Here is a 25,584-nt window from a genome sequence, read left to right as displayed (position 1 = left end):
AAGAGAAACTTATTGATCAACAAGTCCAGTAAAGAAAAAAGACTCAGGGAATTACTGGTAAAAAATTTTCAGAGTGATAGCCTAAATAAATTCCGAGGTTCTACATGCGCCGAATAGCTTTACCCTTAACGATCATCACATTTTTTATTGGTTTACTTCACTGGTTTATTTACAGCATGGCTGCACAAAGTTTTACTGTGGCACCAACTTGGCTTGCGGCTTTACTTACTGTAGGCGTTGTGTTCATGCCTGGATCGCTGATGATCAGCATGTCTTCGTATCGGGAGCGCTTGCGGTTTTTAACTCAAGCTGGGTATATCTGGATGGGTGTTTTTACGATCGCCTTTTTCTTTGCCTTAATTCAGTTAGTGTTTTCTTTATTTTCTGTGCCCGTACACTCTTCATGGATGCTTTATGCAACGTTGATTATTTCACTTTGGGCCTTAAGAATTAATATTTTTGGTCCAAAAGTTATTACCCACAAAGTGCCAGGGCCAGAATTTTTACGCGGCTTACGAAAAATTCATATTTCTGATTTACACGTTGGTATGCCGATGCTGCGCCAACCGTGGTTACAAAAAGTTGTCGACCGCATTTTAGCGGCCAATCCGGATCTTGTTGTTGTCACCGGAGATCTGGTCGATGCACCTTATGAAGAAACCGCTGCGCTGTTAGATCCGTTAGCGCAAATTACAGTTCCGAAGTTTTACGTTACCGGAAATCACGAATACATCCGTGGCGGCGATTGGGAAAGCCGGTTACGTGATTTAGGCTTTCATGCGCTCCACAACTCACATCAGATCATTCATCGCCAAGATAAAAAAATACTTATCGCCGGTGTTCCTGACCGCAGTGTACGTGGCTTTAATAGAGATTTGCAGTCCAACCCTGATGTGGCTTTGCAAACTGCCGTGCCTGTTGATTATAAAGTTTTATTAGCTCATCAGCCCGGTAGTGTTTTTGATTTAAAAAATGAAAAATGTGACCTACTTTTATCTGGCCACACTCACGGCGGACAAATTTTTCCGTTTGGATTATTTGCCCGTTTAGCAAACCCTGTTGTTTCAGGATTTAAAACGATTAACGGTATTCGTGTTTTTGCTCACCAAGGCACAGGCTATTGGGGCCCGCCGATGCGTTGGTTTACGCGTTGTGAAATTGTGGTTTTTGAATATATCTAAAATCGCGATATTCTGTTACACTTACCCTATGGAACTGCAATGCCGTTTTTCCATTCTAACGCTTCTTAACCTTGCGCCTGAATGTGGCGTGGGGCTTAAATTTATTTCTTTCGGCGGTTAAGACTTTTTCTTTTTTCTCTCACGCCCTCTTTAACCGCCTATACACAACACCAAGCCACTTAAACACAAATTAAAAATTAACTAACGGAGTTTATATGTTAAACAACGAAAAACCTATTATTACACAAACTAACCGCGAAAAAATCGCATCTATCTTACCTATCGCTCGCGAAGATATCGCTGCCCTTTTAGAAGAAGAGCTTGAGCGCGCGACTATCGTGTCAGATGAAGATTTACCAACCGATGTTGTCTCGATGGATTCAACAGTGAAATTTTTAGATTTAGAAACTAACAAAGAATCAATCGTACAATTGGTTTTTCCGCAAGATACGAATATTGCTGAAAATAAAATTTCAATTCTTACACCCGTAGGCTCAGCTCTTATTGGCCTACGCGTCGGACAAACCATCAACTGGCCGTTTCCCAACGGAAAGATGAAGCAACTCAAAGTGACCTCAGTCACTAAATAACTTACGCGCGCTTTTTGGGAGTCACGTCATCGATCGTAGTTTTTGCCAACGAATCCATAAAAGCGCGAAGAGCACTTTTTAAAGTTACTTTAAGCTGGCAGTTTTTTAAAAACGTGCATTCGCAACGCTTTTCAGAAAAACATTCGGCCATATAAAAGCTTTCTTCTGTCTGCTTAATGATATCGGCAATAGTCTTGCGGCTTGTTCCCTCTTTAATAAGCAAGCCGCCTGTTCTTCCCTTAGTCGTTTCGATAAAACCAAATTTGGCCAACTGGTTAGAAACTTTGATCAGGTTATTTTTAGAAATATCCAATTTTTCCGCTAGCTCGTTTAAAGTAATTAAGCGTTTTTCTTGATTTAAATACATTAAAACTCGTAATGAATAATCGGTATGATCTGTTAAACGCATAAGCTTTAACTCCTTAACATGAGGGCTTTGATAGCTGACCAGGAACAAATATCTTTTTTAAATAAGAATAGCACCATGCGCCCACCGCGAAAACCCAAAAAGTCGCGGCTAAATGCAACCAGAATTTTCTAAACCAAGGATCTGTTGTAAATCCGTACCCCACTCTAGATAGCACACCTAAAACTAAAAGTCCTACGACCCACCATAAAGTTTTAGACTTCATTTCTAAATCTGTAGAATAAGAGCCATGAGCCAAAACCACCCGTGTAGCTACAGCAAATGTGATCAGAGCAAAACAACCGATAAACAATAAATGTAGCCAAGTGACATACATCGCAGGCTTCAACCAAGAAAGAAAAAAGCTTAATGGAATCATCAGTGCGACAATGCGCACCCCATACTTTAAGGCTGATGCACGCTCTGATTTACGTTGCACTTTCCAAATCGCAAATAGGTAAACAAGGCTTACAATCGTTAATCCTAAGTAAGCCCACGTAAAACCGCGCCCAGCACAGTATAACAAAAATGCCATGAGTAAGCCGCAACTGTGAAACGATACGCGCGCAGTTTGCGCTTCAGTGTTTTCAAATATCGAAGGTAATCCTGATAAAAAAGAAAAAAAGCGTGTACCTATACCCAAGACTAAAAGTAAAACAGCTCCCACGTGAAATAAGTGAATGCCCATAAACGACTGACCTTGAAAGTAAAATACACTGCCGACCAAAGCTAATAACATGCCTAAGCCAATATGTGAGAAAAAAATAGGAAAAGCTTTATTAGACTGAATCAATCTGCGCAGACCAAATCCAATCATAAAAATAACGAGCATAATGTGTGTTAAATAAAAAGGTCTTGAATCCAAGTTCCAAGAAAAAACCATGAGCAGAAACATCAATAAAAGAGAAAGGAAATATTCTAATTTGTTTGCGCTAGCAGTGGCCGTCATTTTTGGAATCGCTGTCATCAGAAAACCAACTATAAAGCACCATAAAAACCCACCGGCTATTAGCTTGGCGTGAATTAACATGGCCGGCGTTTGAAACCACCCCAGCTCTTGAACAAACCACACGCCGATGGCCAAAAAGGCATTAAATACGCCTAAGGGAAAAAATATTTGATAAGGTGCTAGTTTTTTCATGCCGCCTCCAAGAGATTGACGGTGTTTATTTAAATGTTGTATATTAAATACAATATTTAAGGATAACTTACAATGAAAGAAGACAGTACAGTTAAACCTAACGGCATTCCTTTCACGCTTAAAGACATCACGACAGTGGTTGATGATTTTTATGGCCGCATTCAACTCGATCCGGTTTTATCGGTGCCGTTTCAATCGGTGCATGACTGGCCTGAACATATTAAAAAGCTAAGTCATTTCTGGTGGATTCGCTTCGGTGGAAAACCGTATATGTTTAGCGATTACAATCCTGTACCAAAACATTACTTCGCCGGTTTTAATGCCGAACTTCTTACACGCTGGCTTCAGTTGTTTCATGCTACTTTGCAACAGCATTTAAACAACGAGCAGTATGCTTTGTGGAAAGAATTATCCGAACAAATGGGTCAAGGCTTGTCGCTACGAAACGAAATGTTTCGTAAGCACCACGAAGGCACGTCACAGTAAATAACTGACTTGCCGCGTGCTGGTACGTCTGTTGCTTCACACAAATTGTGGGATCTGCGAATAAGAAAAAACTGGCATTAGTACTTACCGGCGGCGGAGCACGAGCGGCTTATCAAGTCGGCGTGCTGCGTGCGATTTCTGAGATTACGGGTTTTGAAAAAAATCCGTTCGCAATTATTTCTGGTTTTTCTGCAGGTGCTCTCAATGGTGTTTGGTTAGCCAGTCAAAGTGAAAATTTCGATTCAGTGACTAAAAACATGGTGGACACATGGTCGTCTTTAACTGCCGATCATATTTTTAAAGTGGGCCCCGTTTCTCTGGGAAGAATTGCCTACCGCTGGATTTTCGATCGTAGCGCAGGCGGCCTTAAAAGTGGCAAAAACCAAATTACTTACTTACTTGATACAGCCCCGTTGGCTGAATTTATTAAAAATAAAATCAATTTTAATGCATTAAACGAAAATATTCAGAACGATCTTTTTCACGCCATTTCAGTGAATGCCACTGACTATCGCAGTGGACAGTCTGTCGCTTTTTACAACGGCCACACAGATATTCAAGATTGGACCAAACTCAATCGAAAAAGTTTTCGCACCGTTATTTCTGCTGAACATGTATTAGCTTCATCAGCTATACCTATTTTTTTTCCACCAGTTCGTATCGGCACATCTTATTTTGGTGACGGCGTCGTTCGTTTAAATAGCCCTTTAAGTTCGGCTATTCATTTAGGAGCAGAAAAATTACTTGTGATCGGTAATCGCAGACCAAGCTTTATCGAACAACCCCCACGCACTACAGGTGATGGCATTACGCTTGGAGAAATCGTCGGAACCATTCTTAGTGGCCTTTTTTTAGATTCTTTAGATGGCGATCTTGAACGTATTGCCAGAATTAATCGTGGCATTGCGGCCATGACCGCAGAAGCTAAGGCCACCCAGCCTGATGGGTTAAGAGAAGTTCCTATTTTAAGTCTAGCCCCGCAGAATGAACTCGCACGCGCACCAGCTGGAGAACTTGCACGCATGCCTACAACATTTTCATATCTGCTTCGAGGGATCGGCGTATCAGAAAGCAAAGGTTCTGATCTTTTAAGTTATTTGGCTTTTGAGCCAAAGTATTTAGGCACACTGATTCAAAGCGGCTACGAAGACACTCTCGAGCGTAAATCAGAAATCTTAGAATTTTTTGAAATCTAATCGAGCATTCCTTTGCCTTGAAGAATTTTCGGAACGAATTTTTCAATACGGCTTACGCGCGTTGCCGATTGTTTTGCCGCAGTAAAGAAAAATAGATAAGCGCGCTGACGCCCCGGAGTTAAAGCACTGAAGGCTTTTTTTAACTTTGGATTAGCTGCAAATATTTTTTTAAGTTCTGCAGGAACCGGAATAGCTTTCTGTTCAATTTCAGTTTTTTCACCTGAGGCTTCAACCTTAATAGCTTCTTTAACGTAAGCTTTGATAGTTGGCGCTAATTTTTTGATTTCAGCAACCGAGTTAAATTCAATTCTTTTCGTGTACTGAGAATTGGGGCCATTGCTGATTAAAACTTTTTTGGCATCTTTAAGTAGCGTGCCTTTAAAAAACATTAATCCTAAATAAGCTTTAAACGGCTGAATAATAACAATATTGCTTCCGTTATGCGTATAACACGGAAGATTCCACTTCATGTCTTCTTCAAGCTTTGTCGTAAGTAAGATTTTACGAAGTTCAGTGACCTCGTCAGGCCAATTTTTAGATTTTTTAATAAATTGTGTTACTTTTGCATTCATGCTCTTTATTATGCTCAAATTCAAATACCGTTTCAAATTAATACAACATCTACTGCTGGAAATTTAGCACAGCTTAAAAACCAGCAGCGATGATGCAAGGAATTTCAAATACTTAGCTCTGGCACCATGCCTGCAATACTACTTCTTCGTAACTCAAATTTATGAGCCAAGGAGAACTAGGTTATGGAAAACAATCAAAATACTTCAGTTAGAGTTCAGAGCATGGAAGCAGAATTAAAGTTTTTATGGCAAGAAGCTCAAGCCGAGCAAGTTGAGGTTATGAAAGACCGCAAATTAAAACAGTACTGGGACATGTACGAGCTTTATAAAAAACATAAAGCTTTTATCACAGCTGCTTTTTCTCAACACCAATAATCAATTCTTGTTATGAACAAAATCCAATCCAGCTTTAATCGCCGCAATCTGGGCTTCGATGCAAATTTGATCGTTAGCCTTCGGACTATCGGGATAAACTTCAGTCGTCGTGCAATACTGCGGATTGAACGCGCCAGCACATAAAAATAATTTTTTAACTGGATAGTTAATCACACCTTCTTGTTCGACCTTATCACCTAGTAATAACCCTCTTTCATCAGGCAAAGCGATATGAGTCACTTTGCGAACAGCATCAATCATCGCCTTTTGAAATTCAGGTTGTGGATTGTCAGCGTCTCCCACTAAATAAAACCCATCCGGAATCGGAGAAAATGGAATAGTGATGCCATCACGCTGTTCAAGCGCCGGGCGAAAAATCGAGTTATCTGTGTCTGTCGTTTCATGTAAATCAATATGCACGAGTGGATTTAATCCAGCCGTAGCTTTTAAAAAAAGTTCGCACTCTTCAGCGGGGCTATTTTCGCGAAATGAACGATTCGGGTCGACCGCTTTCGGGTTCCAGCGATTGATTGTCTCGTAGGCCCATGGGCTAATACAAGGTGCACACACAAAATTGAAAATATTTTCGTAAGATTTAGCTGCTGTTTTTAAAAAGTCTAAAGCCCCGTGCACACCACTGGTTTCATAGCCATGCACTCCGCCTGTAATTACCACCGTTTTTTTAGATGAATCAAAATTTTTCGAGCGCACAAGAAAAAGCGGATAGCGCTCTGGGTTTAAGGAAAGGGCCCCGTACTGAATAACTTCAAAGTCTGACTTTAAGTCTTGAATTTTACGCACAACTTCGTCTTGGTAAGAGCGTTTGATATCTTGTTGCTTATACCAGTTTTCTTTTTCCGCTTGTTGCCATGCCATAGCCGACTCCCCACTCAACCTTACGTGTTAAACAAAATAAAAAATCAATATCGAAAAAAATATTTATTTTTGTCTATAAAACGACATTACTTTTCAACAACTTAGCAAGTCTCAAGCTGAGAATAAACCGAAATCTCAATTTGGCCAGTTAAGCTCTATAAAATTCCACCGATAAATTTAGTACTTGCCGCCGGGAGCTTCAGTGAAATGAAGGTCGGTGCTAAGAGGTTCGAAACTCTTGCAATTAATACTAATGGAGGGACGTATGAAAATTATCCGAAGCCATAACGTTAGATTAGAATTAATGAATCTTCCCGGGACTGCACCCCCTCAATAGAAGGTTCTCGATACTTCGGAATATGTATTTATAAATGCTCGGTCTATACCGGGCATTTTTTATTTCTTGGCACTAAAGCTTAAGTCGTTTACGCTTACTTATCTATGAGCTTTGAATATCTTATGAGCCTTGAATTTTGGGAACTCTCAAGCTACGTGGTCACTGTTGTGGCTCTGCCTTTTGGTATTATCGTTTACGTTCTTGAGCAGCGCAAAGAACGTCAAAACGAAGATGAAGAGTTATACCAACGCCTTTCTGATGAATATGCCGACTTTCAACAGCTATTGCTTAAAAATGCCGATCTTCAGCTGATCTCTGGCCATGCCCTTGATTCTGCAATGACCGATGAACAGCGCGAAAGAAAAATGATCATCTTTGATCTGCTTGTCTCATTATTCGAGCGCGCCTACATCTTAGTTTATGAAGAAGACATGTCGAAACAAAATCAACGTCTATGGGCTACCTGGGAAGACTACATTCGCTTTTGGACCAAACGAAATGATTTTCGCAAGTCTTTACATGATCTTCTAGACGGCGAAGACCCTGAGTTTTCAGCTTATATGAAAAAGATTGCCAGCGAAGCCGGATCTTAGCGGTACTTATTTTTTAGACGAAGGTTCGTCAGAGCTACGATCCATCATACCACGTTTCTTCTGATCCATCATATGTCCCATTCCCATCATAGGGCAGCTGTCTTTACCCATACCTTGGCAACTGTCCATCATCTCTTTTTTGCAATCACCCAATGGTTTATCTGAGTTCAAACACTGCGCCATCTTCGTGTGCACATCGGCCATTTTCTGACGCTCTTCTTTGGTAAACTTTGTATCGGCTTTGTTTGCCGCAAATGACGAACTGAAGGCCAGCACGATTGTTGTAAATGTAATAGCTACTGATTTTTTCATAATAATTCCTTTCTTGAGACTCATCGCATACAAATTCACTCAAGATATCTGCAAGCGAAATACCTTAAGTTGAAAGGACTATTTGCCTCAAAAAAAAATGACTATGCTTCTTTACGAGTCCAGATAAACAAACTGACGCCAAGTAAAAGTAACGTCACACCAATTTGTAACCAAAGATGTGGGCCTTTAAGCCATAGTATAGTTAAAGAAAAAACGATCATCACAGTGGCCGTGATTTTTGTTGAACGCGCAATAGAGCGATGCTTTTGCCAACGTTTTAATGGTGGTCCTAAAATACGATGATCATGAATCCACCGATGAGCTTTTTCAGAGCTATTTAAAAAACACCACGCCGCCAAAAGTACAAAAGGTGTTGTTGGTAACACCGGCGTAAACACACCGATAAAACCAACAGCGACCGAAATGATTCCGCCAATAAAAAGAAGACCTCTTAAAAATCTATTTTTAACTACAGACATTTACACAACAGCGACAGAAAATGAGCTTAATGCTTCACGATCACTAGCAGATAAATTAAGCCCGAACTTATTTGTTAAAGCCTCAATTAATTCATTGTTGTTCTTAAGCGATATTTTTTCAGAATCACCATTGCGCGAACGAACAGTTAAATCGTAATTATGTAAATTTAGTCTTTTGCCGTTACCTAACGCTAAAGACACCATGATATTACCCTTAAAATGCGACTGCGGATGAGCGCTCGTGTACCAGTTAGCAATTTCACGATCAATCAAAGGCATTTCTTCTAAAGTGAATTCACAAGCATCTTGCCAAACATCACCGTAGCGAACTTGATGATACCAAATATGGCCTTCTTTAACGATGCGTCTAACCTCATGCGGAGTTTCTTGCTCAAGATCAGGAACTAACTTCAAAGCCCCAGTTAAAGAGGCTGAACCCATTCCCACATCAGTGATAAAAGATTCGCCACCAATCTCTACGCGCACAAATACATGCGTTCTTGGGGCGATTGGTTCACGCGTGGTAAAACGCAGACGAACTCTGGCGCTAAGTGGTTTTGCCACAAAGCCTAAATGAGTGAGCGCTTGAAGTAATAAAGCATTTTGTTCAAAGCAATAACCGCCACGTTTTTTTGTGACAAGCTTATCAAAAATAGCTTCATCAGTAAGATAGATACGTTTATTTAAAATCACATCCACATTTTCAAAAGCAATGGCTTGCGCATGCGCTTGCGTGATTGCATTTAATGTTTGAAGTGAAGGAGATGTGTCTCCGTTGTAATTGATTCTTTGTAAGTAGGATTTTAAATCAAAAGATGTCATAGCTATGTAAAATATTATCCGCGTCTGGCAGCATCGATAGCCGCTACATCGATTTTTTTCATTGTCATCATAGCTTTAAAAGCGCGCTTAGCTTCATCTCCGCCCTTAACCATTGCTTCTGTTAGCGTGCGCGGCGTGATTTGCCAAGATAGGCCCCATTTATCTTTACACCAACCGCACTGACTTTCTTGGCCACCATTTTTCACAATAGCATCCCAGTACTTGTCAGTCTCTTGTTGATCGTCAGTGGCAATTTGAAATGAAAAAGCTTCGCTATGTTTGAAGTACGAACCACCGTTAACGCCCACACAAGGAATACCTAAAACAGTGAATTCAACAGTGAGCACATCGCCCGCTTTACCCATGGGATAATCATCAGGCGCAAGATGAACAGCGCCTACCGAACTATCGGGAAAAGTTTTCGTGTAAAAGCGAGCGGCCTCTTCAGCACCTTTATCGAACATTAAGCAGATCGTATTTTTTGGTGTTTTCATAAAATCTCCACTGCTCAATCATTCACACAAAAGGTGAAATTGTCTTCACTTATCAGTTTGCAACACGAAAGAAATTCACCGCAATTCCGTGATCTGGTGCAGAATTATAGACTTTTACGTTTAATTTATAGCCACGAGTTTTTGATTGTGGTGCCCAAGGCGCATTAATCGGCGTATGAACCAATTGTGATTTTCCAGCAAACACAACTTCATGATATGTATAAGCATCATCTACAACGTGAGCGATCATCGTCGGCTCATCAGCATAAAGGCCGCGATCTTGCCAGGCACAAGTTCCAGGATCAACCCCTTGAGTAGCTGGTTTTGTCGCACGTTTAAAACTAAAAGCCACCACAAGTTTTCTTGGCGCTGTTAAGCTTTGAGTAATACTCACACTTTGTGAACCATCAAACACGCAAGTCATTGGATAACTTGTTTGCGCAAAAGCCGAAGTTACATAAAGAAGTGAAAGACCGATAATCGTTGATAGCATTTTCATTTTGATTCCCCTTTTTTGAATTAGAGAAATGGCTATCAGATTGGACTGTGAGACGCAAGAAATGTGAAATGATTCGGATAACCTGAGGAAATTGTCCCCGATAAAAAATTGGTGGAGGTGCCGGGAATTGAACCCGGGTCCGCAAGAGATCCACAGAAAGGCGCTACATACTTAGTTCGTATTTTATTAAATCTTAAGAACCTCTACGAACAAAGTTTCAAAAGAAAATCCCCTGGGTAACTATTAAGACTTCACTCCAGAGAAACCAGTGAAGTCCGAGACGGCATTATCGTCGGCTTAGGCATCGACACCGTCGATCAACACATAAACCGTAACAGAACTAAGCTGCTAATTGATAGTCGTTGTTTGCAACTAATAAATGCACGTTTTTAAAGAGGTCCACATGCGCCCCTGTATGCTCCCTTTGCTTCAGCACCCACGTCGAAGCCAGTACACCCCCACTAAAAGATGTGTACTAAAACAGTCTATACTAAACATTTGAAAATTACCACGTAGCTATTTTCGTATGTTTATTAAGTAAAGTTTGGTTACCGAAATAGGCCTGATCAACCACAAATTATGATAAAAAATAGGGCACCATTTAACTAGAGTTTTCACCCTAAATCTGTCATGTAATTTCATTTTTTATCTGAAATTTGTTAGAAACTGTCGTGGTGTCGAACAGTCACTTTCTGGTTACACGTCGCGTAATTTTCTCTGCGCGTAAACAAATCTTTAGTTGTATATTCGTTTTTGAGAGTGAGTTATCAACTAAATCCACAGAGTTTTCCACAAAACACAGGTTTTTCCAGCGTCAATATGACCCTGAAAAAAGGATTTCAGAAAATTTCAGTTTTTAGTGGTCGAGCTCGTTTAATAAGCAATATAACAGTTTCAGGCTAACCAGGTTTGTAGATATTTACATAAAAATTCGGATTGAAAAATGTTAAGATGTGGTTATGTTACGAGCCGTTAAAAAACCATCGGAAGATACAAACCCATGTCAGTCAGACGCAAAAAATTTGTGTGAAAACTGCATGTACCGTTTATCGAATATTATCTGCTCAACATCACCTGAAGTGTGGCGCCTGGTTGAGACAACAAAGCAAAAGACGACCTTTAAACCACAACAGACCATCTTCTATCAGGGTAACGAACCTTTAGGTTTATTCACGATTTCTACGGGCTTAGTAAAACTAGAAATGACCAGCGAACACGGCCAAACACACACGCTTCGCTATTTAGGCCCCGGATCTGCCTTAGGCTATCGCTCTTTATTCTCGAACGAACAATATCAAGCCACAGCTGTTGCGGTTGAAACATCAGAGATTTGCTTTATTCCTAAAAATGTTGTGATGGATATTTTTAAAAACTATCCCGAAGTAACTATTAAAATTCTTGAAGCTCTTTCAAAAGACTTACGAATTGCTGAAGAAAAATGGACATCACAAATGGATAAAGATGCTTCAGAACGTATCGCTGAAGCTTTAATTTTCTTACAAGAACACTTCACGCATCAAAATTGGACACGCAAAGAAATCGCTGAATGGGCGGGAACAACCCCTGAAACAGTGATCCGTACGTTGGCTCAATTTGAAAAAGAAGGCTACATCGATCAATCCCAAGGTCGCGTGATTAAGCTTATTAACAAACAAAAGTTAATAGAAAAACTGCACGGCACTTATTAATTAGTTTTCAAAACATGACGTGGATCATGATCGTTTGACCACATTCAAGGTTATTCTTTTCTTATAAAGGAAAAGAATAAATGCCTCTCGACCTGGTCAGAACTAAAAATCCATGCAAATACTGCGGGACTTTGTCTTTAAGTATGTACTGCTGCCACGCTTGCGAAATGCTTGATGGCGGATTTTCTGAGCTCGTAAGCAAAGCTTCACAAAGTGAATCGCGCTACGCCTATTTAGACTTACCTGAAAACCAAAAACTTTATCAATTAAAAGACAATCACCGCAAATTTAAATTTTTTGTTCACGGCATTCAATGTTCTAGCTGCGTACATCTGTTAGAACAAATTGCCGAGATGAATTCTCACTGTAAAGAATCACGTTTAAATATCAGTAATTCAGAATTATTGATCGAACTAGATTCACAAGGAAAACTCTCTGATATCGCTTCGTTAATTAAAGCCATGGGCTATGACTTTTCTGTCATTAAAGCTTCTGAAAACAGTGATGACAAATTACACCGTGAAACTCGCCAAGAATTAAAACGTATTGCTCTTGCGGGCGCTTTAGCTGGCAATATCATGCTTTTTTCAATCGCGATTTATACTGGTGCTACTGGCACATTACTGACAGTTTTTAAATGGCTTAATTTAATTCTGTTTTTGCCAATTTTATTTTACGTCGCCCTTCCCTTTTATCGCGGTGCCTGGGGTAGCTTAAAAATGCAAAAGGTGCATATCGATTTACCAATCGTGATCGCCTTAGTCACTAGTTCAAGCTTATCTATATATAGTCTAATGACTGGTGGCGACCAGTTCTACTTTGATTCAACAGCTAGTTTTATCTTTTTAATTTTAGTCGCGCGCTTTTTTGTTAAAAAAGCTCAGCACCGTTTTTTATCACCTCAAAATATTCACTCACAAATTCGCACTGAAACTTACGCTTTGGCTGATAACTCATCAACAGTGATTACTGAAAATATTAAACAAGGCCAAACTTTTACCGTAAGCCAAGATCAGGCCATTCCTGTAGATGGTGTTTTACTATCTGACATGGCCTTAGTTGATACATCTTTTATGTCTGGTGAAAATATTCCGTACACATTCACAAAAGGCATGCATCTTTTTGCGGGCTATAAACTTTTATCAGCTTCTATTTCAATGGTTTGCGAAAAACCGATTAATCAAACTCGTATCGCCGACCTTTTAAATAAAAGCCAAGAAAATCTATTATCTAAAAATAGCTATTTAACTTTAGCTGATCGTCTATCTGAAAAGCTGATTCTTTATGTTTTTATTTTAGCAGCTTTTGTATTTGTGGGCTTAGGCTTAGCCATTAACTTCACTGAATCATTTCACCGTGCCCTGGCGTTAATTGTCGTGGCCTGCCCGTGCGCTTTAGCCTTTGGAAGCCCGCTGACAATGGCTATGGCATTTCGTAAATCACAGAAAAAAGGTATTTCGGTTCGTAACGCTAATGTATTTGAAAAAATGAGCGAGATTCAAAATATCTTTTTTGATAAAACTGGCACATTAACTTACGGCCAATTACAAGTCTGCGAAACTTGGCCAGAAAATTTAAATGCCGAGACTATTGATCTGCTGATCAGCTTAGAAAAAATTTCTTATCACCCTGTGGCTTTTGCTTTACGTGCGCATTTTAAAAACTGGAAAAATGAAATTCACTTTACTGAACACAGTGAAATCTTTGGCAGTGGTGTAAGAGGCTATTTCAATAACGATCTTTACGAACTAAAAACCTTAGCTTCAAACCTTTATGACGAAAGCATCGATATCGCGATTGCTCTTTATAAAAACAAAGAAGTGATCTGTCGTATTTATTTACAAGATCAAATTCGTGAAGAAGCCAGTGAAATTATTGCCAGCCTTCAAGCGGAAGGAAAAAATTGTTACCTGATTTCAGGTGATAAAAAGCGTAAAGCTTTAGCGATCGGTGAAAAATGCGGCCTTAAGCGCGATCGCATCTATTCAGAATTATACCCTGAAGATAAAAAAGAAATCATTACTAAATATCCACATAGCTTAATGATTGGCGATGGTGTGAATGACACTCTGGCTATGAGCAGCAGCCAAATCAGTATCGCCATCAAAGGCAGCGCTGAAATCGCTTTAGCAAGTTCAGATATTTTCTTTTTACGATCAGGATTAAACCCGTTAGTCGAACTTTTTAAAGTGAATAAGCGCATTCACCAAACTTTAAAAAAAAATTTGGCTTTATCGTTAGCTTATAACGCCATCGCTGGAACTTTAGCGGTGTTTGGTTTTATCAATCCACTGTGGGCAGCGGTGTTAATGCCGGTAAGTTCACTTATTATTTTATTTTCAACTTTATGGGGATTTAGAGAATGAACATCTTATTTTTAATGATACCCATGGCTTTAATGTTAGGAATCGTGTTCGTCGGTATTTTTTTCTGGGCCGCAGGCAGTGGCCAATTAGACGATCTCGAAACCCCAGCGCATCGCATTTTAAATGATAATCAAAGACAACCAAAACAATGAAAGGCTCTCTTATGACCGCACATGCTGATCATAATTCTCAAACTGAAAATATAGTCTACGACGACCAGATCGTTAAGTACTTTACTTTGGCCACATTTGGCTGGGGTATCGCTGCTTTACTATTTGGTTTACTTGCGGCTTTGCAACTTGCTTACTGGCCGATGAACATGAACATGGAATGGGTCACCTTTGGTCGTTTACGTCCATTACATACCAACGCTGCGATCTTTGCTTTTGCAGGTAACGCGATCTTTGCCGGCATGTACTACTCAACCCAACGTTTGTTAAAAGCACGTTTGTTTTCAGATTTTTTATCTAAGGTTCACTTCTGGGGTTGGCAATTTGTAATTCTTTGCGCAGCCGTGACGTTGCCGTTAGGTTATTCACAATCTAAAGAATACGCTGAGTTAGAATGGCCGATCGATATCTTAATTGCTCTTGTGTGGGTCATTTTTGCGATTAACTTTTTCATGACGATCAAAAACCGCCGCGAAAAACATCTTTACGTTGGTATTTGGTTTTATATCGCCACAATTATTACAGTAGCGATGTTACACATTGTGAATTCTATCGAAATTCCGATTACTCCACTAAAATCTTTACCTGTATGGGGTGGAATTCAAGACGCTTTAGTGCAATGGTGGTACGGTCATAATGCAGTAGCGTTTTTCTTAACAACTCCGTTTTTAGGTTTGATGTATTACTTCGTACCAAAAGCCGCGAATCGTCCGGTTTATTCTTATAGACTTTCAATCATTCACTTTTGGGCTTTAGTTTTTATTTATATCTGGGCTGGGCCGCATCACTTACTTTACACATCACTTCCAGACTGGGCGCAATCATTAGGAATGGTTTTTTCACTGATGTTATGGGCTCCATCTTGGGGCGGAATGATTAACGGTTTAATGACTCTTAAAGGAGCTTTTAAAGAATTAATTCAAAATCCGGTGATTAAATTTTTCGTAGCCGCTTTAACTTTCTACGGTATGGCGACTTTCGAAGGACCGTTGTTATCTATTAAATCCGTATCAGCTTTAGGTCACTACACTGACTGGATCGTTGGTCACGTTCACTCTGGCGCACTTGGTTGGAACGGAATGCTGATCATGGGGATGATGTTATGGATGGTTCCGCGTCTTTGGAAAACTGAACTGTATTCAACAAAGCTTGCTGAAAATTCATTCTGGATTTCTTTAACTGGTGTTTTATTTTACTACGTTTCAATGACTGTAGCCGGAATCACTCAAGGCTTAATGTTAAATGGCATCAACGGTGAAGGTAAATTAATGTACCCTGACTTCGTTGAAACAGTGACTAAAATCGTTCCACTTTACTGGGTGCGTGCGATTGGTGGAGCCTTATTCGTTACTGGATATTTAATTTTTATCTACAATATGTACAAAACAATTAAGTTAGCCCCTAAAGAGGCTGATGAACCTGTTGTTGTAAAAGTAACTCGCACTGGTTGGAATGAAAAATCACATGAACCACACCGTCAACTTGAGGGTATGGGTTTAGCATTTTCAGTTTTAACTTTTATTGCGGTACTTGTCGGTTCGGTGATTGAAATTTACCCAACACTGTCTTTACATAAATATGTAAACCCAGCACAAACAACGACTCCGTTTTCAGCTTTAGAAATTGCCGGTCGTGGTGTTTACGTTGCTGAAGGTTGCTATGTTTGCCATTCTCAGCAAATCAGACCGATTGCTGCCGAAGTGCTGCGTTACGGACCAGCTTCAACAATTGAAGAATCAATGTGGGATCGTCCGCATCAATGGGGATCAAAACGCACTGGTCCTGACTTAGCCCGCGTTGGTAAAAAGTATCCTGATATGTGGCACTTTCAACATATGATCAACCCGCGTGCGATCACACCGAATTCGATCATGCCGAACTATCCGTGGTTATTAGAGAAAAATACTGATTTTCTTTCTCTACGTCGCGAGTTTTCAGTGATGAAAGACCTAGGTGTTCCGTATGACCAAGACACAATTGCCAATGCTGATATCGTAGCGCAAAAACAAGCCAAGGTGATTGCTGAAGAGCTTGAAAAACAAGGCGCTCCAAAAGGTTTAGAGAAAAAACAAATCGTAGCGTTAATTGCGTATTTACAAGCCCTGGGACAAAAAGCAGTAACTACTGAAACTGCAGAAAATAAATAACGAGGAAAAAATTTATGAAACAAGAAGGCTTAAAATTTTTTACAGACACTTACTTAACAGTTATCGGGTTTTTAATTTTCTTTTCGTATTTCATTTACATAACAGTCAACGCTTTGCGAGCGCCGAAAAAACAAATCAACGAATTTGCCCATATTCCATTTTCTAACGGAGAAGACCATGGAAAATAATGAACAACAAAACCCAGCCGATGTAACTCATACTTACGATGGTATTGATGAACACAATAACCCCATGCCTACTTGGTGGGTGTGGTCATTTATCTTAGCGATTATTTTCGCGTTTCACTATTACCTGCACTATGAGCTAACAAAACAAGGTCCGACATTAACTGAAGAATTAGCTGTTTCGATGAAGGAACTTAAAGAATTACAAACAGCGGCTGCGAATAAGTTTCCGACTCTGTCTGAAGAAGAACTTGAAGCAAAGCTTAAAGATCCAAATCTAGTAAAAGTGGGCGCAAGTATATTTCAGGGTAAATGTGCTATGTGCCATGGTGATAATCTAGAAGGTAAAATTGGACCTAACTTAATAGACAAAGTATGGCTGCACGGTGGAAAAAGTTCTGAGGTTGTACAAACAGTCAGACAAGGTGTTTCTGCTAAAGGAATGCCGGCCTGGGAAGGTTTACTAAATGCTGAAGAAATCTTCGGCGTAGTTGCGTTGATCAAAGCAAAAGGTATGTAATGAAACCAAAACTATCCAGCGAACATATTACAAGTATTGACGAGTACGGAAATCGCATTGGATTGCACCCCGCTGAAGTCAGCGGGTATTTTCGCACTCGTAGAACTTGGGTACAAAATATTTTGATCGTGTTTTTTTTAGCTTTACCGTGGATTAATATCGGCGGCTATCAAAGTATTTTATTGGATATACCAGCCCGTGAATTTTATTTTTTCGGGCTGATGTTTAAAGCGCATAATGCTCCGCTGTTATTATTTCTGATTTTAGGCGGCGCTTTAAGTTTAGCTTTCGTGACCGCGGTCTGGGGCCGCGTATGGTGTGGCTGGGCCTGCCCGCAAACTGTTTTTATCGACGGTGTGTTTCGTAGAATTGAATATTTTATTGAAGGCAATTACATCGCCCGTCGTCGCCAGGCGATTGAGCCCATGACGGCAAATCTTTTTATACGTAAATCTATTAAATGGGTTTTATATTATTTTGCTTCGGCTTTTATCGCCCACAGTGCCTTAGCTTACTTTGTCGGTTCGTATTCTTTTATTCAGATCATGAAAAATGGGCCTGAAAGCCATTTTAACTTATTTATTTTCTCACAAATTTTTACAGCAGCCTTATTATTTGATTTCGGTTGGTTTCGTGAACAGTTCTGCACCATCATGTGCCCGTACGGTCGTATTCAAGGTTTACTGCTAGATAACAATTCAATGAATGTTGTCTACGATGAAAAACGCAATGACTGTGTCAACTGCAACCGTTGTGTTAACGCCTGCCCGATTGGTATTGATATCAGAAACGGTTTACAGATGGAATGTATCGCCTGCACAGCCTGTATTGATGCTTGCGATGAAATCATGGAGAAAGTGCATAAACCCAAAGGTTTAGTTAAATACGGCAATATCAGCGATACTAAGATTAAATGGTTAACTCCTCGTTCAAGTATTTACATGGTCGGCATCGGCATTTGTGTGATCGGTTTACTGTACGGCCTTTTATCGTTTCAGCATTCCGAAGCTTTTATTTTACGATCTCTGACAACTCCTTACACTTTACGTGAAGAGAACGGTGTTAATTTTGTAATGAATCAATTTCGCCTGCATGTAACTAATCAAAGTCGTGAACAAAAAAAATATAAAGTTGAAATCTTAAATAATCCTGATGCTAAAATTACTTCGCAGTTCGATGTATTAACCTTAGAAAGTAAAGCCAGCTTTGATTGGCATTTCTTTGTGACCCTGCCACAAAGTAAAGTAAACTCATCAAATACCTTACAAGTTAAAATTAGCGATGCCACTGAGCCTGAGCAGTTTCAAAAACAATTTAGCATTCAGTTTTTAGGACCTAATTTATGAATGGTGATTTTCAGCTGATCTCATTGTTAACTGGTTTTTTTGTCGCCGGCTTTATCGGAAGCTGGCACTGTGCTGTGATGTGCGGGCCAATGACGTGTTTGCTGGCTTCAAAAAAACAATTAATCAGTTATCAACTAGGCCGACTGATTTCCTATGTCAGTGCCGGAGTCTTTGCTGGAACTATTTCTTCGTTATTAATCGAATCTTACGACTGGTTAAAGATCGTCTCGGTCGTAGTTATTTCAATTTTACTGATCATCACTTTTTTTACAAAAACAGAAAAAATCCAAATGCCAGGATTTATAAAAAACATCTATTGGCAAAAACGTAATAATCCCTTCTTACTGGGAGCTTTAAGTTTGGCTCTTCCGTGCGGCTGGCTTTATAGTTTTATTCTTTCTGCTTTAGCCGCAAGATCACCCTTAGCCGGAGGCCTTGTGATGTTGATGTTTTGGTTATCATCATTACCGGCTTTATCTATCGCACAGGTGTTTTTAAAAAAATTAATCGATATCAACGATTTAAAACGACAGAAGATAGCTTCTCTCGTTTTATTAAGCGCAAGCCTATTTAGCTTATGGGGATTTTTACTTCATTAGACGTTTTTAAGCGTCTAATTTTTTAGAAGCATTAGAAACCGGGAAAAGCTGAAGATTTAATTGGTAAACTCTTTCGCCTTTTCCTTGTGTGCGCGCAATGCTGTTATCTTTATGAAGAGATTTACGCATTTGACGTAATTTAAATTTTAATTCTTCAAACTCAGCTTGGGTTAACGATAAAGTTAACGAACCAAATTCACGTTCAGTCGGTGCATCTTGATATAAAGACTCAAGACCTAAATACATTAACTGCATTTGTAACTGACGGATTAATGCTGAAGGAATTTCTTCAGGAGCTTCAGAAGGTTTACCTTTTGAAATCACACCCGTTGTTGGGTCTTTTTGTAATTCACCGCTCATTAATAAGTTTTTAAGAGCTTGATCAATTTCAGATTCAGAAGCTTTACCGCGTAAAAGTTCTTTTAATTTCGAAGTTTCAAACGTTACGCCTTCTTGATCTACTAAAGCGTAGATAATCCAGCCGATCCAGTTCGGAACTTTTTCAAACACTTTACGGTCGAATTCACCATGTTTAAGTTTTTGCTGAACACGGTATTCAGATAATTGTTTTAAAGCATAGTTACGATCAGCCGGGTCTTCAGCTTGGTTGAACGTCACTAATAATTTGAATTCATCAGATTGGGCCTTATTTAAACCGCAAGCTTTCGCAAACTTAGCAACCATGTCCATCGATAGATTTCTTTTACCTTCGATGATCATTTTTAAATAATTAGGAGATTTAATATCCGCTGCTGCAGAGAAAATCGCGTAGTTGTACGGACGTAAAGAACGCTTAGTCGATTCTTTTTTAAACTGGTAAAAATCAGCTAAAAACAAACGAAAATCCATGTAATCTGATAAGATCGGCGCTAAAACCGAAGTAGTTGATATTGCAGGATTTTGACTTAACTGAGTTGCTTGATTTTCCATATTTCTCCCAAGAAAAAGGCCCCATGAAAATTCATCTCATGTGGCCCTTTAGTTGACAATAATTTTTAGCTAAAAACTAGTATCGGCTTAAAACTAACGTCACACGTTGAACATTCATGTTACCGCGAGTGTAAAGAACTAGGCTGCTCGCTTGAACACCGATCTCAGGGCGTTGGTGTAAGTATAAAGATTGTGACCCAGAGTAACGGTCAAATTGTAAAGTACCTTGGTTGAAACCGTTAATTAATAGATCTGCTAACGCTACATTGTTTTGCGCTTGAGCGTGTACGATCACTTGTTCAATACGGTAGCCACGGTATTGGTGCATGTTGAAGTACATACCTAAATCGATGCGATCGTTGCCGTAAGTTGAACGGTTGATCCAAAGATCTAAGTTTTGTTGGCCATAACCTGGATTACCTGGGTATGGGTTACCTGGTTGACCTGGGTATGGAGGTGGTTCGTGGGGTTGACCTGGATAGTCAGGGTATTGCGGAGGTTGTGGATGGCTGCCAGAAGATTGGCGAAGCTCGATCACGATCTCGTCAACAAAAGTTGAACCGTTGATGTACATTTCAAGTTCACGAGTTGAACCTAAAACAATACGTTGCGAAGGTTGTAAGTTAATACGTTTACCTGGATTAACTTGCGTTGCTACGTTACGACCGTCAGCTAATAACTGAACAGTTGTTGTGTACGGAGAGTTTGGACGAGTTTTACCACGAACAGAAACAACTTCCCATCCACGGTATTGAGTACCTAAACCTGCTAAACGGCGTAAATCTAAAACTTCGTTATTAACTGAACGACCTAAATAGATCGAACGCGTGTCTGATTGGCTATCATCATAACCTGGTAAGTTTGGATGATCTGGAATATCGGGCTGTCCGGGGTAACCGGGTTGGCAGTTTGGATCATATGGGTTATCGCACATTGAGTGCTGGTCACCATCAAAACCATCGCCTGGTTGAATACCGAATTGGTCTGCATTTGACACCGAAGCCACCGCAAGCACCACTAATAACGTTCTTTTAAATGAATTAGATAACATTTGTCCCCCTGTTATTTGTACAACAGGGGTAAAGAGCAAAGGCCGGGCCTAAAAAATCAGGGCAAAGATGGCCCTGATTTATATAAGACTCTTGAGTTGAGAGAACCGGTTAATCGATTAGAAGTTAGGGATTTTACTTTCAAAGCTTGAAATTTCAGCAGTCGACATTGTGGCCTTCTGTAATGAAGACAGTGTTAACCACATGGCACCTTTTTGAGTGCCCGCTGATAAATCTAAACGGATACGGATATCACCTTTACCGTTGTTATTAACTAACTTAGCTTCGCGAATCGCTTGCGCTAAGTTTTGCGAAGCATTGCTTGATGAAGCTAAATCATAATTTTTAGAGATATCATTTACTTTAGAAATATTTGAACCAGCTACTGTTCCTTTATCAGCCGCTAATAACGGAACACTTAAGCCCACCATTTCATTATCTTCAGCCGTAATTAAAACGCCCATCGCTGCTCTACCGTTAACAACTTCGAAAGCCGATGTTTTGATGTTTGCTAACTTTTGTGAAGTTGTAGACATGTTTGTTGTGTTCATTAAGTATGTTTTCCATAACTCAAACGAAGAACCTTGCGAACCTTGTTCTAAGATAAAGAAACGATCTGCAAAGGAATTTCTAAAGATAATACGTACGTAAGCGCCTGATAATTTAATTTTGATGTAAGCATTTTCACAACCACCATCAGCGTCGATACATTTTAAAAATCCACCTTGGTATTCTAAATCACCATTCGTGTTTACTTGTTTTAAAATTTGGCGATCTCCAGCTTGTGACGGGTTACCTTGAAGGCGGTATGACGTGATTTTTTTAACGCCATCCATTGATTCATCTAAAGTTAAATCAACTAATAAACTTCCAGCACTTGTTGAACGTTTAAGTTTGGCGTTTAACACGGCTTTAGCTACGTTTAAGTTTTTTGTTTTTTGTTCAGCGGCTACTTTATTATTGTAGCTACGAAATTCAGTCATTAAACCGTCGTTACCAGCGCTTGTAAAATTTAAAGCTTCAAGTTTACCACCTGTTTTTACCGCTTCAGCTTCATCAAATTTTGCACTCACCGCGCTGTTTGATTTTTTAGTATCTTTACCTGATTGCGGTAAATCTACCGAACCTTTATCTTCGCCAGATTTAGGAAGCGGATTTACCGTACCACCTTCGCCAGTTAAGTTTCCGCTATCAGTTGATTTAGGTAATTCTTTAACGCCATCAATAACTGTTGGAGGAAGTTGGCCGATACCCGCTTGGTCTTCACCTTCAACGGGTTGTGCAGGTAATTGATCAACGTTTTGGGCATCACCTTGTTGCGTAACTGTTGTTCCGCGAACATCACTGCGCGATTCTTTACTTTTACCACAACCTGTTGATGTGATCGTAAATGCGGCCAGCACGGCTAATGAAATTAAAAGTGATTTTTGGTTCAACATTGAAGCCTCCACGTTCTAAAATTAAATCCTATCAAGGTTCAGATTAAAGCAAGCCAGAGACCACAATTCACTAGCCTTAAAACCAATATATCGCTACTGTAGGCCGAAACATGGGTTTTTCATTGTAAGATATGCAAGGGTGATTTGATCAATGACAGCTAATTTGAAAGCTACGACAGATCAGTTTTTTAACTTAGATCCGCACTTAATCTTAAAGTGCGCGGATATAAACGGCTATACGCCAACTGGCGAAATTCACCAATTAAACTCCTATGAAAACCGTGTTTTTGAAATCAAATTAGAAGACGGCAAATCTGTGATTGCTAAGTTCTTTCGCCCACAGCGCTGGTCTAAACAAACCATCGAAGACGAACATGAATTTTGTTTTGATTTACACGCTGATGGTTTGTCAGTGGGTTTACCTTTACGAGCTAAAAACAACGAAACCGTTTTTAACGCCAATGGCATTCTGTATTGCTTCTATGAAAAAGTGCGCGGCCGCATGATGCAAGAAGTGCTGTTACACCAGTTTGAAAAATTAGGATCACTTACAGCACAGCTTCACAATACCGGCGAAAAAAAAGAAGCTTACAACCGTAATTTCTTTGGGCCTACACAAGATAATAAATGGGTCGTGCTTGATCAGTTAAATGAGGTTATTGCGCCTGAGATTCGCCCCCAGTATATGGAATTAGCAGATCATGTGTTCAACACCCTGGATGAAAAACTTGATCCCCAAGGCTTTATACGCATTCATGGCGATTTACACCGTGGTAATTTATTAGATAACGGTAAAGACGATATCACGATTGTAGATTTTGATGATTTTATCAATGGCCCTGTGGTTCAGGATTTCTGGATGATTTTTCCGGATCAAGATTTTGCACCGACCAAAGAGTTCGAATTATTTTTAAAAGGCTACGAGACACTACGTCACTTTGATGAACGTCAGTTACAACTGGTTCCGTATTTAAGGGCTTATCGTGTGATTTGTTATGCGGGCTGGATTTTAAATCGCTGGAATGATCCGAGCTTTCCGAAGATATTTCCTGAATTTAACACTTACAGATACTGGGCGGAGGAGTTTGATTCCCTCCGCAAGATTATTAAAGATTAGATATATTTAGTAAAACCAGCCGCTTTAGCCGCTGAGTTTAATTCTTTCATCGCTGCATTGGCTTGTTCACGAGTGATACGAGCTTTTGTTTTAGCCTGCGCGATATCATCAGCTTTAGCTTTTTCTGTTTCTAATTTTTTCAGTTCAGCTTCAGCATCTTTAGCTTCTTGTTCTAAACGAGCTACTTTTTCTTTTAACGCTGTGAATTCTGTCTCAACTACTTTTTCTTCAGCTTGAGCTGGGCTAGAAGCCGCTTGAGCTGGAGCTACCGTTACTGTTGCAGAGGCCGCAGCTTGTTTTTCTTCTTTAGCAGCAGCTTCTTCTTTAGCTTTTTGTTCTTTGGCAGCTTTTTCGTCAGCGGCTTTTTTATCAGCTGCTGCTTTTTGTTCAGCTTCTTTAGTTTCTTTATCTGCTGATGGAGCTAAAGCTTCGTCTAATAATTTTTGCTGTGGAGAACCTTCAGGTTGAGCCGCTACTTTATCAGAAGCGTGTGCAGTTGAAGAGGCTGTTGCTGAAGCCGAAGAAGCTGCGGGAGTTGATACAACTGCTGCTTCAGAAGCACCGCCAGTTACTTCAGTAGTTACTTTAGTTGGAGCTGAAGTGATTGCGCTTCCTAAAACTTCATCTAATTTTTCTACTGATAATTTTGTAGCATCTAAGTTTAAGCAAAGTAATGCACCTGTAGTAGTGATTTCGCCTTCAGAGTGAAGAACAAAATTTACCATTGTAGCCTGACCTTTAAAGTCTAAAGCTAATTCAGATAAATTTGACTGATCTGCTTTTTCGAATGAAGTAAATTTAAGAGTCGTACCTGTTAAAGTTTGATCTTTAGCAATACCATCACCAAGAGCCGTACAAACTGTTTTAGAGGCTGCTAAAGCTGTTTCTAATGTTGTTGGAGAAGATTTAATCTCGCCATCAACGATGAATTGCGCAAGATTAGTGTTACCTTCGTACATCATATTTAAAGCTTGCTCAGAAATCTTGAAAGATTTTTCGCTACCGATAAATTTATCTTCTACTTTTTTCTTATCTGCTACTTGTTTTTCTTTTTCTTTAGCTGCATCAGCATAAGTGCTATCAAGCTCTACTGTATTTTTTAATTTTTTACCAAGGGCATTACATTCACCTTGCATGTTTTCAGCCATTAAAGCATTGCTCAGGTCTTTAACGCCGTTATCCATAAAACAACCTGCATTAGTTTCTAGTTTTAATGCACTGATGATGTCATCACATTTACCTAAAGTCTCAACTCCAAGCTTTCTGAAAGCCTCTTTGTCTGCATCAGTTGAAGTTTCAGAGATCGCTGTCTTTTTAACAGTTTCTTTGTTTTTGTAATAAGCTTTATATAAATCTAAGATTTCTGGGCTACAAACTTTTGTAGGTAGGCTTGCTTTTTCGCCACCTACATCTGTTGTTTGTGTACCTGTACCACTTGAAGGACGAACACGTCTTTTATCTGGAGCTTTTTGACAATTAACGATAAACGTTGTTGAAACAACTAAAGCTGATAATAAACCAATCGACTTTTTCATATACCTGTTCTCCTAAAAAGTTAAAAACTTCTGTAACAAGCTTGATTAGTTCAAGAAACAGTCCAACTGGGCCAGCTGCTGTTAAATTTGTTTTAAGATGTAAAAAGTGGTTTTAATGATTTTTACGTCGCGAT

General features: G+C 39.6%; 28 protein-coding genes and 1 other RNA gene. 15 read left to right on the top strand and 14 right to left on the bottom strand.

Annotated features, from left to right (window positions below):
- Positions 1–104: 104 nt before the first annotated feature.
- Both ACKWCF_RS01135 and rnk read left to right on the top strand, forming a co-directional pair.
- A complete protein-coding gene (locus tag ACKWCF_RS01135) occupies positions 105–1,181 on the top strand; it encodes a metallophosphoesterase (RefSeq protein ID WP_409478850.1) in 1,077 nt (358 codons plus the stop codon).
- A gap of 215 nt (positions 1,182–1,396) precedes the next feature.
- Complete coding sequence (gene rnk, locus ACKWCF_RS01130; protein ID WP_409478849.1) at positions 1,397–1,771, top strand: nucleoside diphosphate kinase regulator; 375 nt, start codon at positions 1,397–1,399, stop codon at positions 1,769–1,771.
- A gap of 1 nt (position 1,772) precedes the next feature.
- On the opposite strand, the gene ACKWCF_RS01125 is transcribed toward rnk, so the two are convergent.
- Both ACKWCF_RS01125 and ACKWCF_RS01120 read right to left on the bottom strand, forming a co-directional pair.
- The gene (locus tag ACKWCF_RS01125) at positions 1,773–2,180 is read right to left on the bottom strand and encodes an RrF2 family transcriptional regulator (protein ID WP_409478848.1); all 408 of its coding nucleotides are present in this window, start codon (positions 2,178–2,180) and stop codon (positions 1,773–1,775) included.
- Between the two features lie 13 nt (positions 2,181–2,193).
- Positions 2,194–3,318, bottom strand: coding sequence for an NnrS family protein (locus ACKWCF_RS01120; protein WP_409478847.1), 1,125 nt, complete (start codon positions 3,316–3,318; stop codon positions 2,194–2,196).
- A gap of 72 nt (positions 3,319–3,390) precedes the next feature.
- On the opposite strand from ACKWCF_RS01120, the gene ACKWCF_RS01115 reads away from it, so the two are divergent.
- Both ACKWCF_RS01115 and ACKWCF_RS01110 read left to right on the top strand, forming a co-directional pair.
- Positions 3,391–3,804: a group III truncated hemoglobin gene (locus ACKWCF_RS01115; RefSeq protein ID WP_409478846.1), complete on the top strand. Its 414-nt coding sequence runs from the start codon at positions 3,391–3,393 to the stop codon at positions 3,802–3,804.
- Between the two features lie 47 nt (positions 3,805–3,851).
- The gene (locus tag ACKWCF_RS01110) at positions 3,852–5,000 is read left to right on the top strand and encodes a patatin-like phospholipase family protein (protein WP_409478845.1); all 1,149 of its coding nucleotides are present in this window, start codon (positions 3,852–3,854) and stop codon (positions 4,998–5,000) included.
- On the opposite strand, the gene ACKWCF_RS01105 is transcribed toward ACKWCF_RS01110, so the two are convergent.
- On the bottom strand, positions 4,997–5,572 hold the full coding sequence (locus ACKWCF_RS01105; RefSeq protein WP_409478844.1) for a YdeI/OmpD-associated family protein: 576 nt from the start codon (positions 5,570–5,572) through the stop codon (positions 4,997–4,999). The genes ACKWCF_RS01110 and ACKWCF_RS01105 overlap by 4 nt on opposite strands.
- 183 nt (positions 5,573–5,755) lie before the next feature.
- Between ACKWCF_RS01105 and ACKWCF_RS01100 the strand changes: the two genes are divergently transcribed.
- Positions 5,756–5,947, top strand: a complete 192-nt coding sequence (locus ACKWCF_RS01100) for a hypothetical protein (RefSeq protein ID WP_409478843.1) — start codon at positions 5,756–5,758, stop codon at positions 5,945–5,947.
- On the opposite strand, the gene ACKWCF_RS01095 is transcribed toward ACKWCF_RS01100, so the two are convergent.
- On the bottom strand, positions 5,948–6,823 hold the full coding sequence (locus tag ACKWCF_RS01095; protein ID WP_409478842.1) for a M14 family metallocarboxypeptidase: 876 nt from the start codon (positions 6,821–6,823) through the stop codon (positions 5,948–5,950).
- Positions 6,824–7,282: 459 nt separating this feature from the next.
- Here ACKWCF_RS01095 and ACKWCF_RS01090 point away from each other — a divergent pair, with 459 nt between their 5' ends.
- Positions 7,283–7,753: a hypothetical protein gene (locus ACKWCF_RS01090; RefSeq protein ID WP_409478841.1), complete on the top strand. Its 471-nt coding sequence runs from the start codon at positions 7,283–7,285 to the stop codon at positions 7,751–7,753.
- A gap of 6 nt (positions 7,754–7,759) precedes the next feature.
- On the opposite strand, the gene ACKWCF_RS01085 is transcribed toward ACKWCF_RS01090, so the two are convergent.
- The 6 genes from ACKWCF_RS01085 to ssrA all read right to left on the bottom strand — a co-directional run bounded on the left by ACKWCF_RS01085 (position 7,760) and on the right by ssrA (position 10,819).
- Positions 7,760–8,065, bottom strand: a complete 306-nt coding sequence (locus ACKWCF_RS01085; RefSeq protein ID WP_409478840.1) for a hypothetical protein — start codon at positions 8,063–8,065, stop codon at positions 7,760–7,762.
- 101 nt (positions 8,066–8,166) lie between these two features.
- A complete protein-coding gene (locus ACKWCF_RS01080) occupies positions 8,167–8,544 on the bottom strand; it encodes a YbaN family protein (RefSeq protein WP_409478839.1) in 378 nt (125 codons plus the stop codon).
- Positions 8,545–9,366 carry an arylamine N-acetyltransferase family protein gene (locus ACKWCF_RS01075; RefSeq protein WP_409478838.1) on the bottom strand — a complete coding sequence of 274 codons (822 nt, stop codon included), beginning with the start codon at positions 9,364–9,366 and terminating at the stop codon, positions 8,545–8,547.
- Positions 9,367–9,380: 14 nt separating this feature from the next.
- Positions 9,381–9,860: a VOC family protein gene (locus ACKWCF_RS01070; protein WP_409478837.1), complete on the bottom strand. Its 480-nt coding sequence runs from the start codon at positions 9,858–9,860 to the stop codon at positions 9,381–9,383.
- A gap of 52 nt (positions 9,861–9,912) precedes the next feature.
- A complete protein-coding gene (locus ACKWCF_RS01065; protein WP_409478836.1) occupies positions 9,913–10,359 on the bottom strand; it encodes a hypothetical protein in 447 nt (148 codons plus the stop codon).
- 109 nt (positions 10,360–10,468) lie between these two features.
- Positions 10,469–10,819, bottom strand: a transfer-messenger RNA (tmRNA) gene (gene ssrA, locus ACKWCF_RS01060).
- Positions 10,820–11,318: 499 nt separating this feature from the next.
- Here ssrA and ACKWCF_RS01055 point away from each other — a divergent pair.
- The 8 genes from ACKWCF_RS01055 to ACKWCF_RS01020 all read left to right on the top strand — a co-directional run bounded on the left by ACKWCF_RS01055 (position 11,319) and on the right by ACKWCF_RS01020 (position 19,380).
- A complete protein-coding gene (locus tag ACKWCF_RS01055; protein ID WP_409478835.1) occupies positions 11,319–12,047 on the top strand; it encodes a Crp/Fnr family transcriptional regulator in 729 nt (242 codons plus the stop codon).
- Between the two features lie 80 nt (positions 12,048–12,127).
- Positions 12,128–14,413, top strand: a complete 2,286-nt coding sequence (locus ACKWCF_RS01050; protein ID WP_409478834.1) for a heavy metal translocating P-type ATPase — start codon at positions 12,128–12,130, stop codon at positions 14,411–14,413.
- On the top strand, positions 14,410–14,565 hold the full coding sequence (gene ccoS, locus ACKWCF_RS01045) for a cbb3-type cytochrome oxidase assembly protein CcoS (RefSeq protein ID WP_409478833.1): 156 nt from the start codon (positions 14,410–14,412) through the stop codon (positions 14,563–14,565). The genes ACKWCF_RS01050 and ccoS overlap by 4 nt, the downstream gene beginning before the upstream one ends.
- The gene (gene ccoN / locus ACKWCF_RS01040; RefSeq protein WP_409478832.1) at positions 14,562–16,730 is read left to right on the top strand and encodes a cytochrome-c oxidase, cbb3-type subunit I; all 2,169 of its coding nucleotides are present in this window, start codon (positions 14,562–14,564) and stop codon (positions 16,728–16,730) included. The genes ccoS and ccoN overlap by 4 nt, the downstream gene beginning before the upstream one ends.
- A 14-nt stretch (positions 16,731–16,744) precedes the next feature.
- Positions 16,745–16,918 (top strand): cbb3-type cytochrome c oxidase subunit 3, encoded by a 174-nt coding sequence (locus tag ACKWCF_RS01035; RefSeq protein ID WP_409478831.1) that lies wholly within the window; start codon positions 16,745–16,747, stop codon positions 16,916–16,918.
- A complete protein-coding gene (locus ACKWCF_RS01030; RefSeq protein ID WP_409478830.1) occupies positions 16,908–17,435 on the top strand; it encodes a cbb3-type cytochrome c oxidase N-terminal domain-containing protein in 528 nt (175 codons plus the stop codon). The genes ACKWCF_RS01035 and ACKWCF_RS01030 overlap by 11 nt, the downstream gene beginning before the upstream one ends.
- Positions 17,435–18,781, top strand: a complete 1,347-nt coding sequence (locus ACKWCF_RS01025; RefSeq protein WP_409478829.1) for a 4Fe-4S dicluster domain-containing protein — start codon at positions 17,435–17,437, stop codon at positions 18,779–18,781. Before ACKWCF_RS01030 ends, ACKWCF_RS01025 begins: the two co-directional genes overlap by 1 nt.
- Positions 18,778–19,380, top strand: a complete 603-nt coding sequence (locus ACKWCF_RS01020) for a sulfite exporter TauE/SafE family protein (RefSeq protein ID WP_409478828.1) — start codon at positions 18,778–18,780, stop codon at positions 19,378–19,380. The genes ACKWCF_RS01025 and ACKWCF_RS01020 overlap by 4 nt, the downstream gene beginning before the upstream one ends.
- A gap of 6 nt (positions 19,381–19,386) precedes the next feature.
- On the opposite strand, the gene ACKWCF_RS01015 is transcribed toward ACKWCF_RS01020, so the two are convergent.
- The 3 genes from ACKWCF_RS01015 to ACKWCF_RS01005 form a co-directional block, all read right to left on the bottom strand.
- A complete protein-coding gene (locus ACKWCF_RS01015) occupies positions 19,387–20,310 on the bottom strand; it encodes a TIGR02147 family protein (RefSeq protein ID WP_409478827.1) in 924 nt (307 codons plus the stop codon).
- 76 nt (positions 20,311–20,386) lie between these two features.
- Entirely contained in the window at positions 20,387–21,361 is a 975-nt protein-coding gene (locus ACKWCF_RS01010; protein ID WP_409478826.1) for a hypothetical protein, read from the bottom strand.
- A 117-nt stretch (positions 21,362–21,478) separates the two neighbouring features.
- Positions 21,479–22,798 carry a hypothetical protein gene (locus ACKWCF_RS01005; RefSeq protein WP_409478825.1) on the bottom strand — a complete coding sequence of 440 codons (1,320 nt, stop codon included), beginning with the start codon at positions 22,796–22,798 and terminating at the stop codon, positions 21,479–21,481.
- 151 nt (positions 22,799–22,949) lie between these two features.
- Here ACKWCF_RS01005 and ACKWCF_RS01000 point away from each other — a divergent pair, with 151 nt between their 5' ends.
- A complete protein-coding gene (locus ACKWCF_RS01000; protein WP_409478824.1) occupies positions 22,950–23,915 on the top strand; it encodes a serine/threonine protein kinase in 966 nt (321 codons plus the stop codon).
- Here the strand turns inward: ACKWCF_RS01000 and ACKWCF_RS00995 are convergent.
- Positions 23,912–25,450, bottom strand: coding sequence for a hypothetical protein (locus ACKWCF_RS00995; protein WP_409478823.1), 1,539 nt, complete (start codon positions 25,448–25,450; stop codon positions 23,912–23,914). The genes ACKWCF_RS01000 and ACKWCF_RS00995 overlap by 4 nt on opposite strands.
- Positions 25,451–25,584: the final 134 nt, after the last annotated feature.

The sequence above is a fragment of the Pseudobdellovibrio sp. HCB154 genome, assembly GCF_046267985.1.
In the GTDB taxonomy this organism is placed as follows: Bacteria; Bdellovibrionota; Bdellovibrionia; order Bdellovibrionales; family Bdellovibrionaceae; genus Pseudobdellovibrio.
This window is presented reverse-complemented; position numbering and strand designations above follow the sequence as displayed.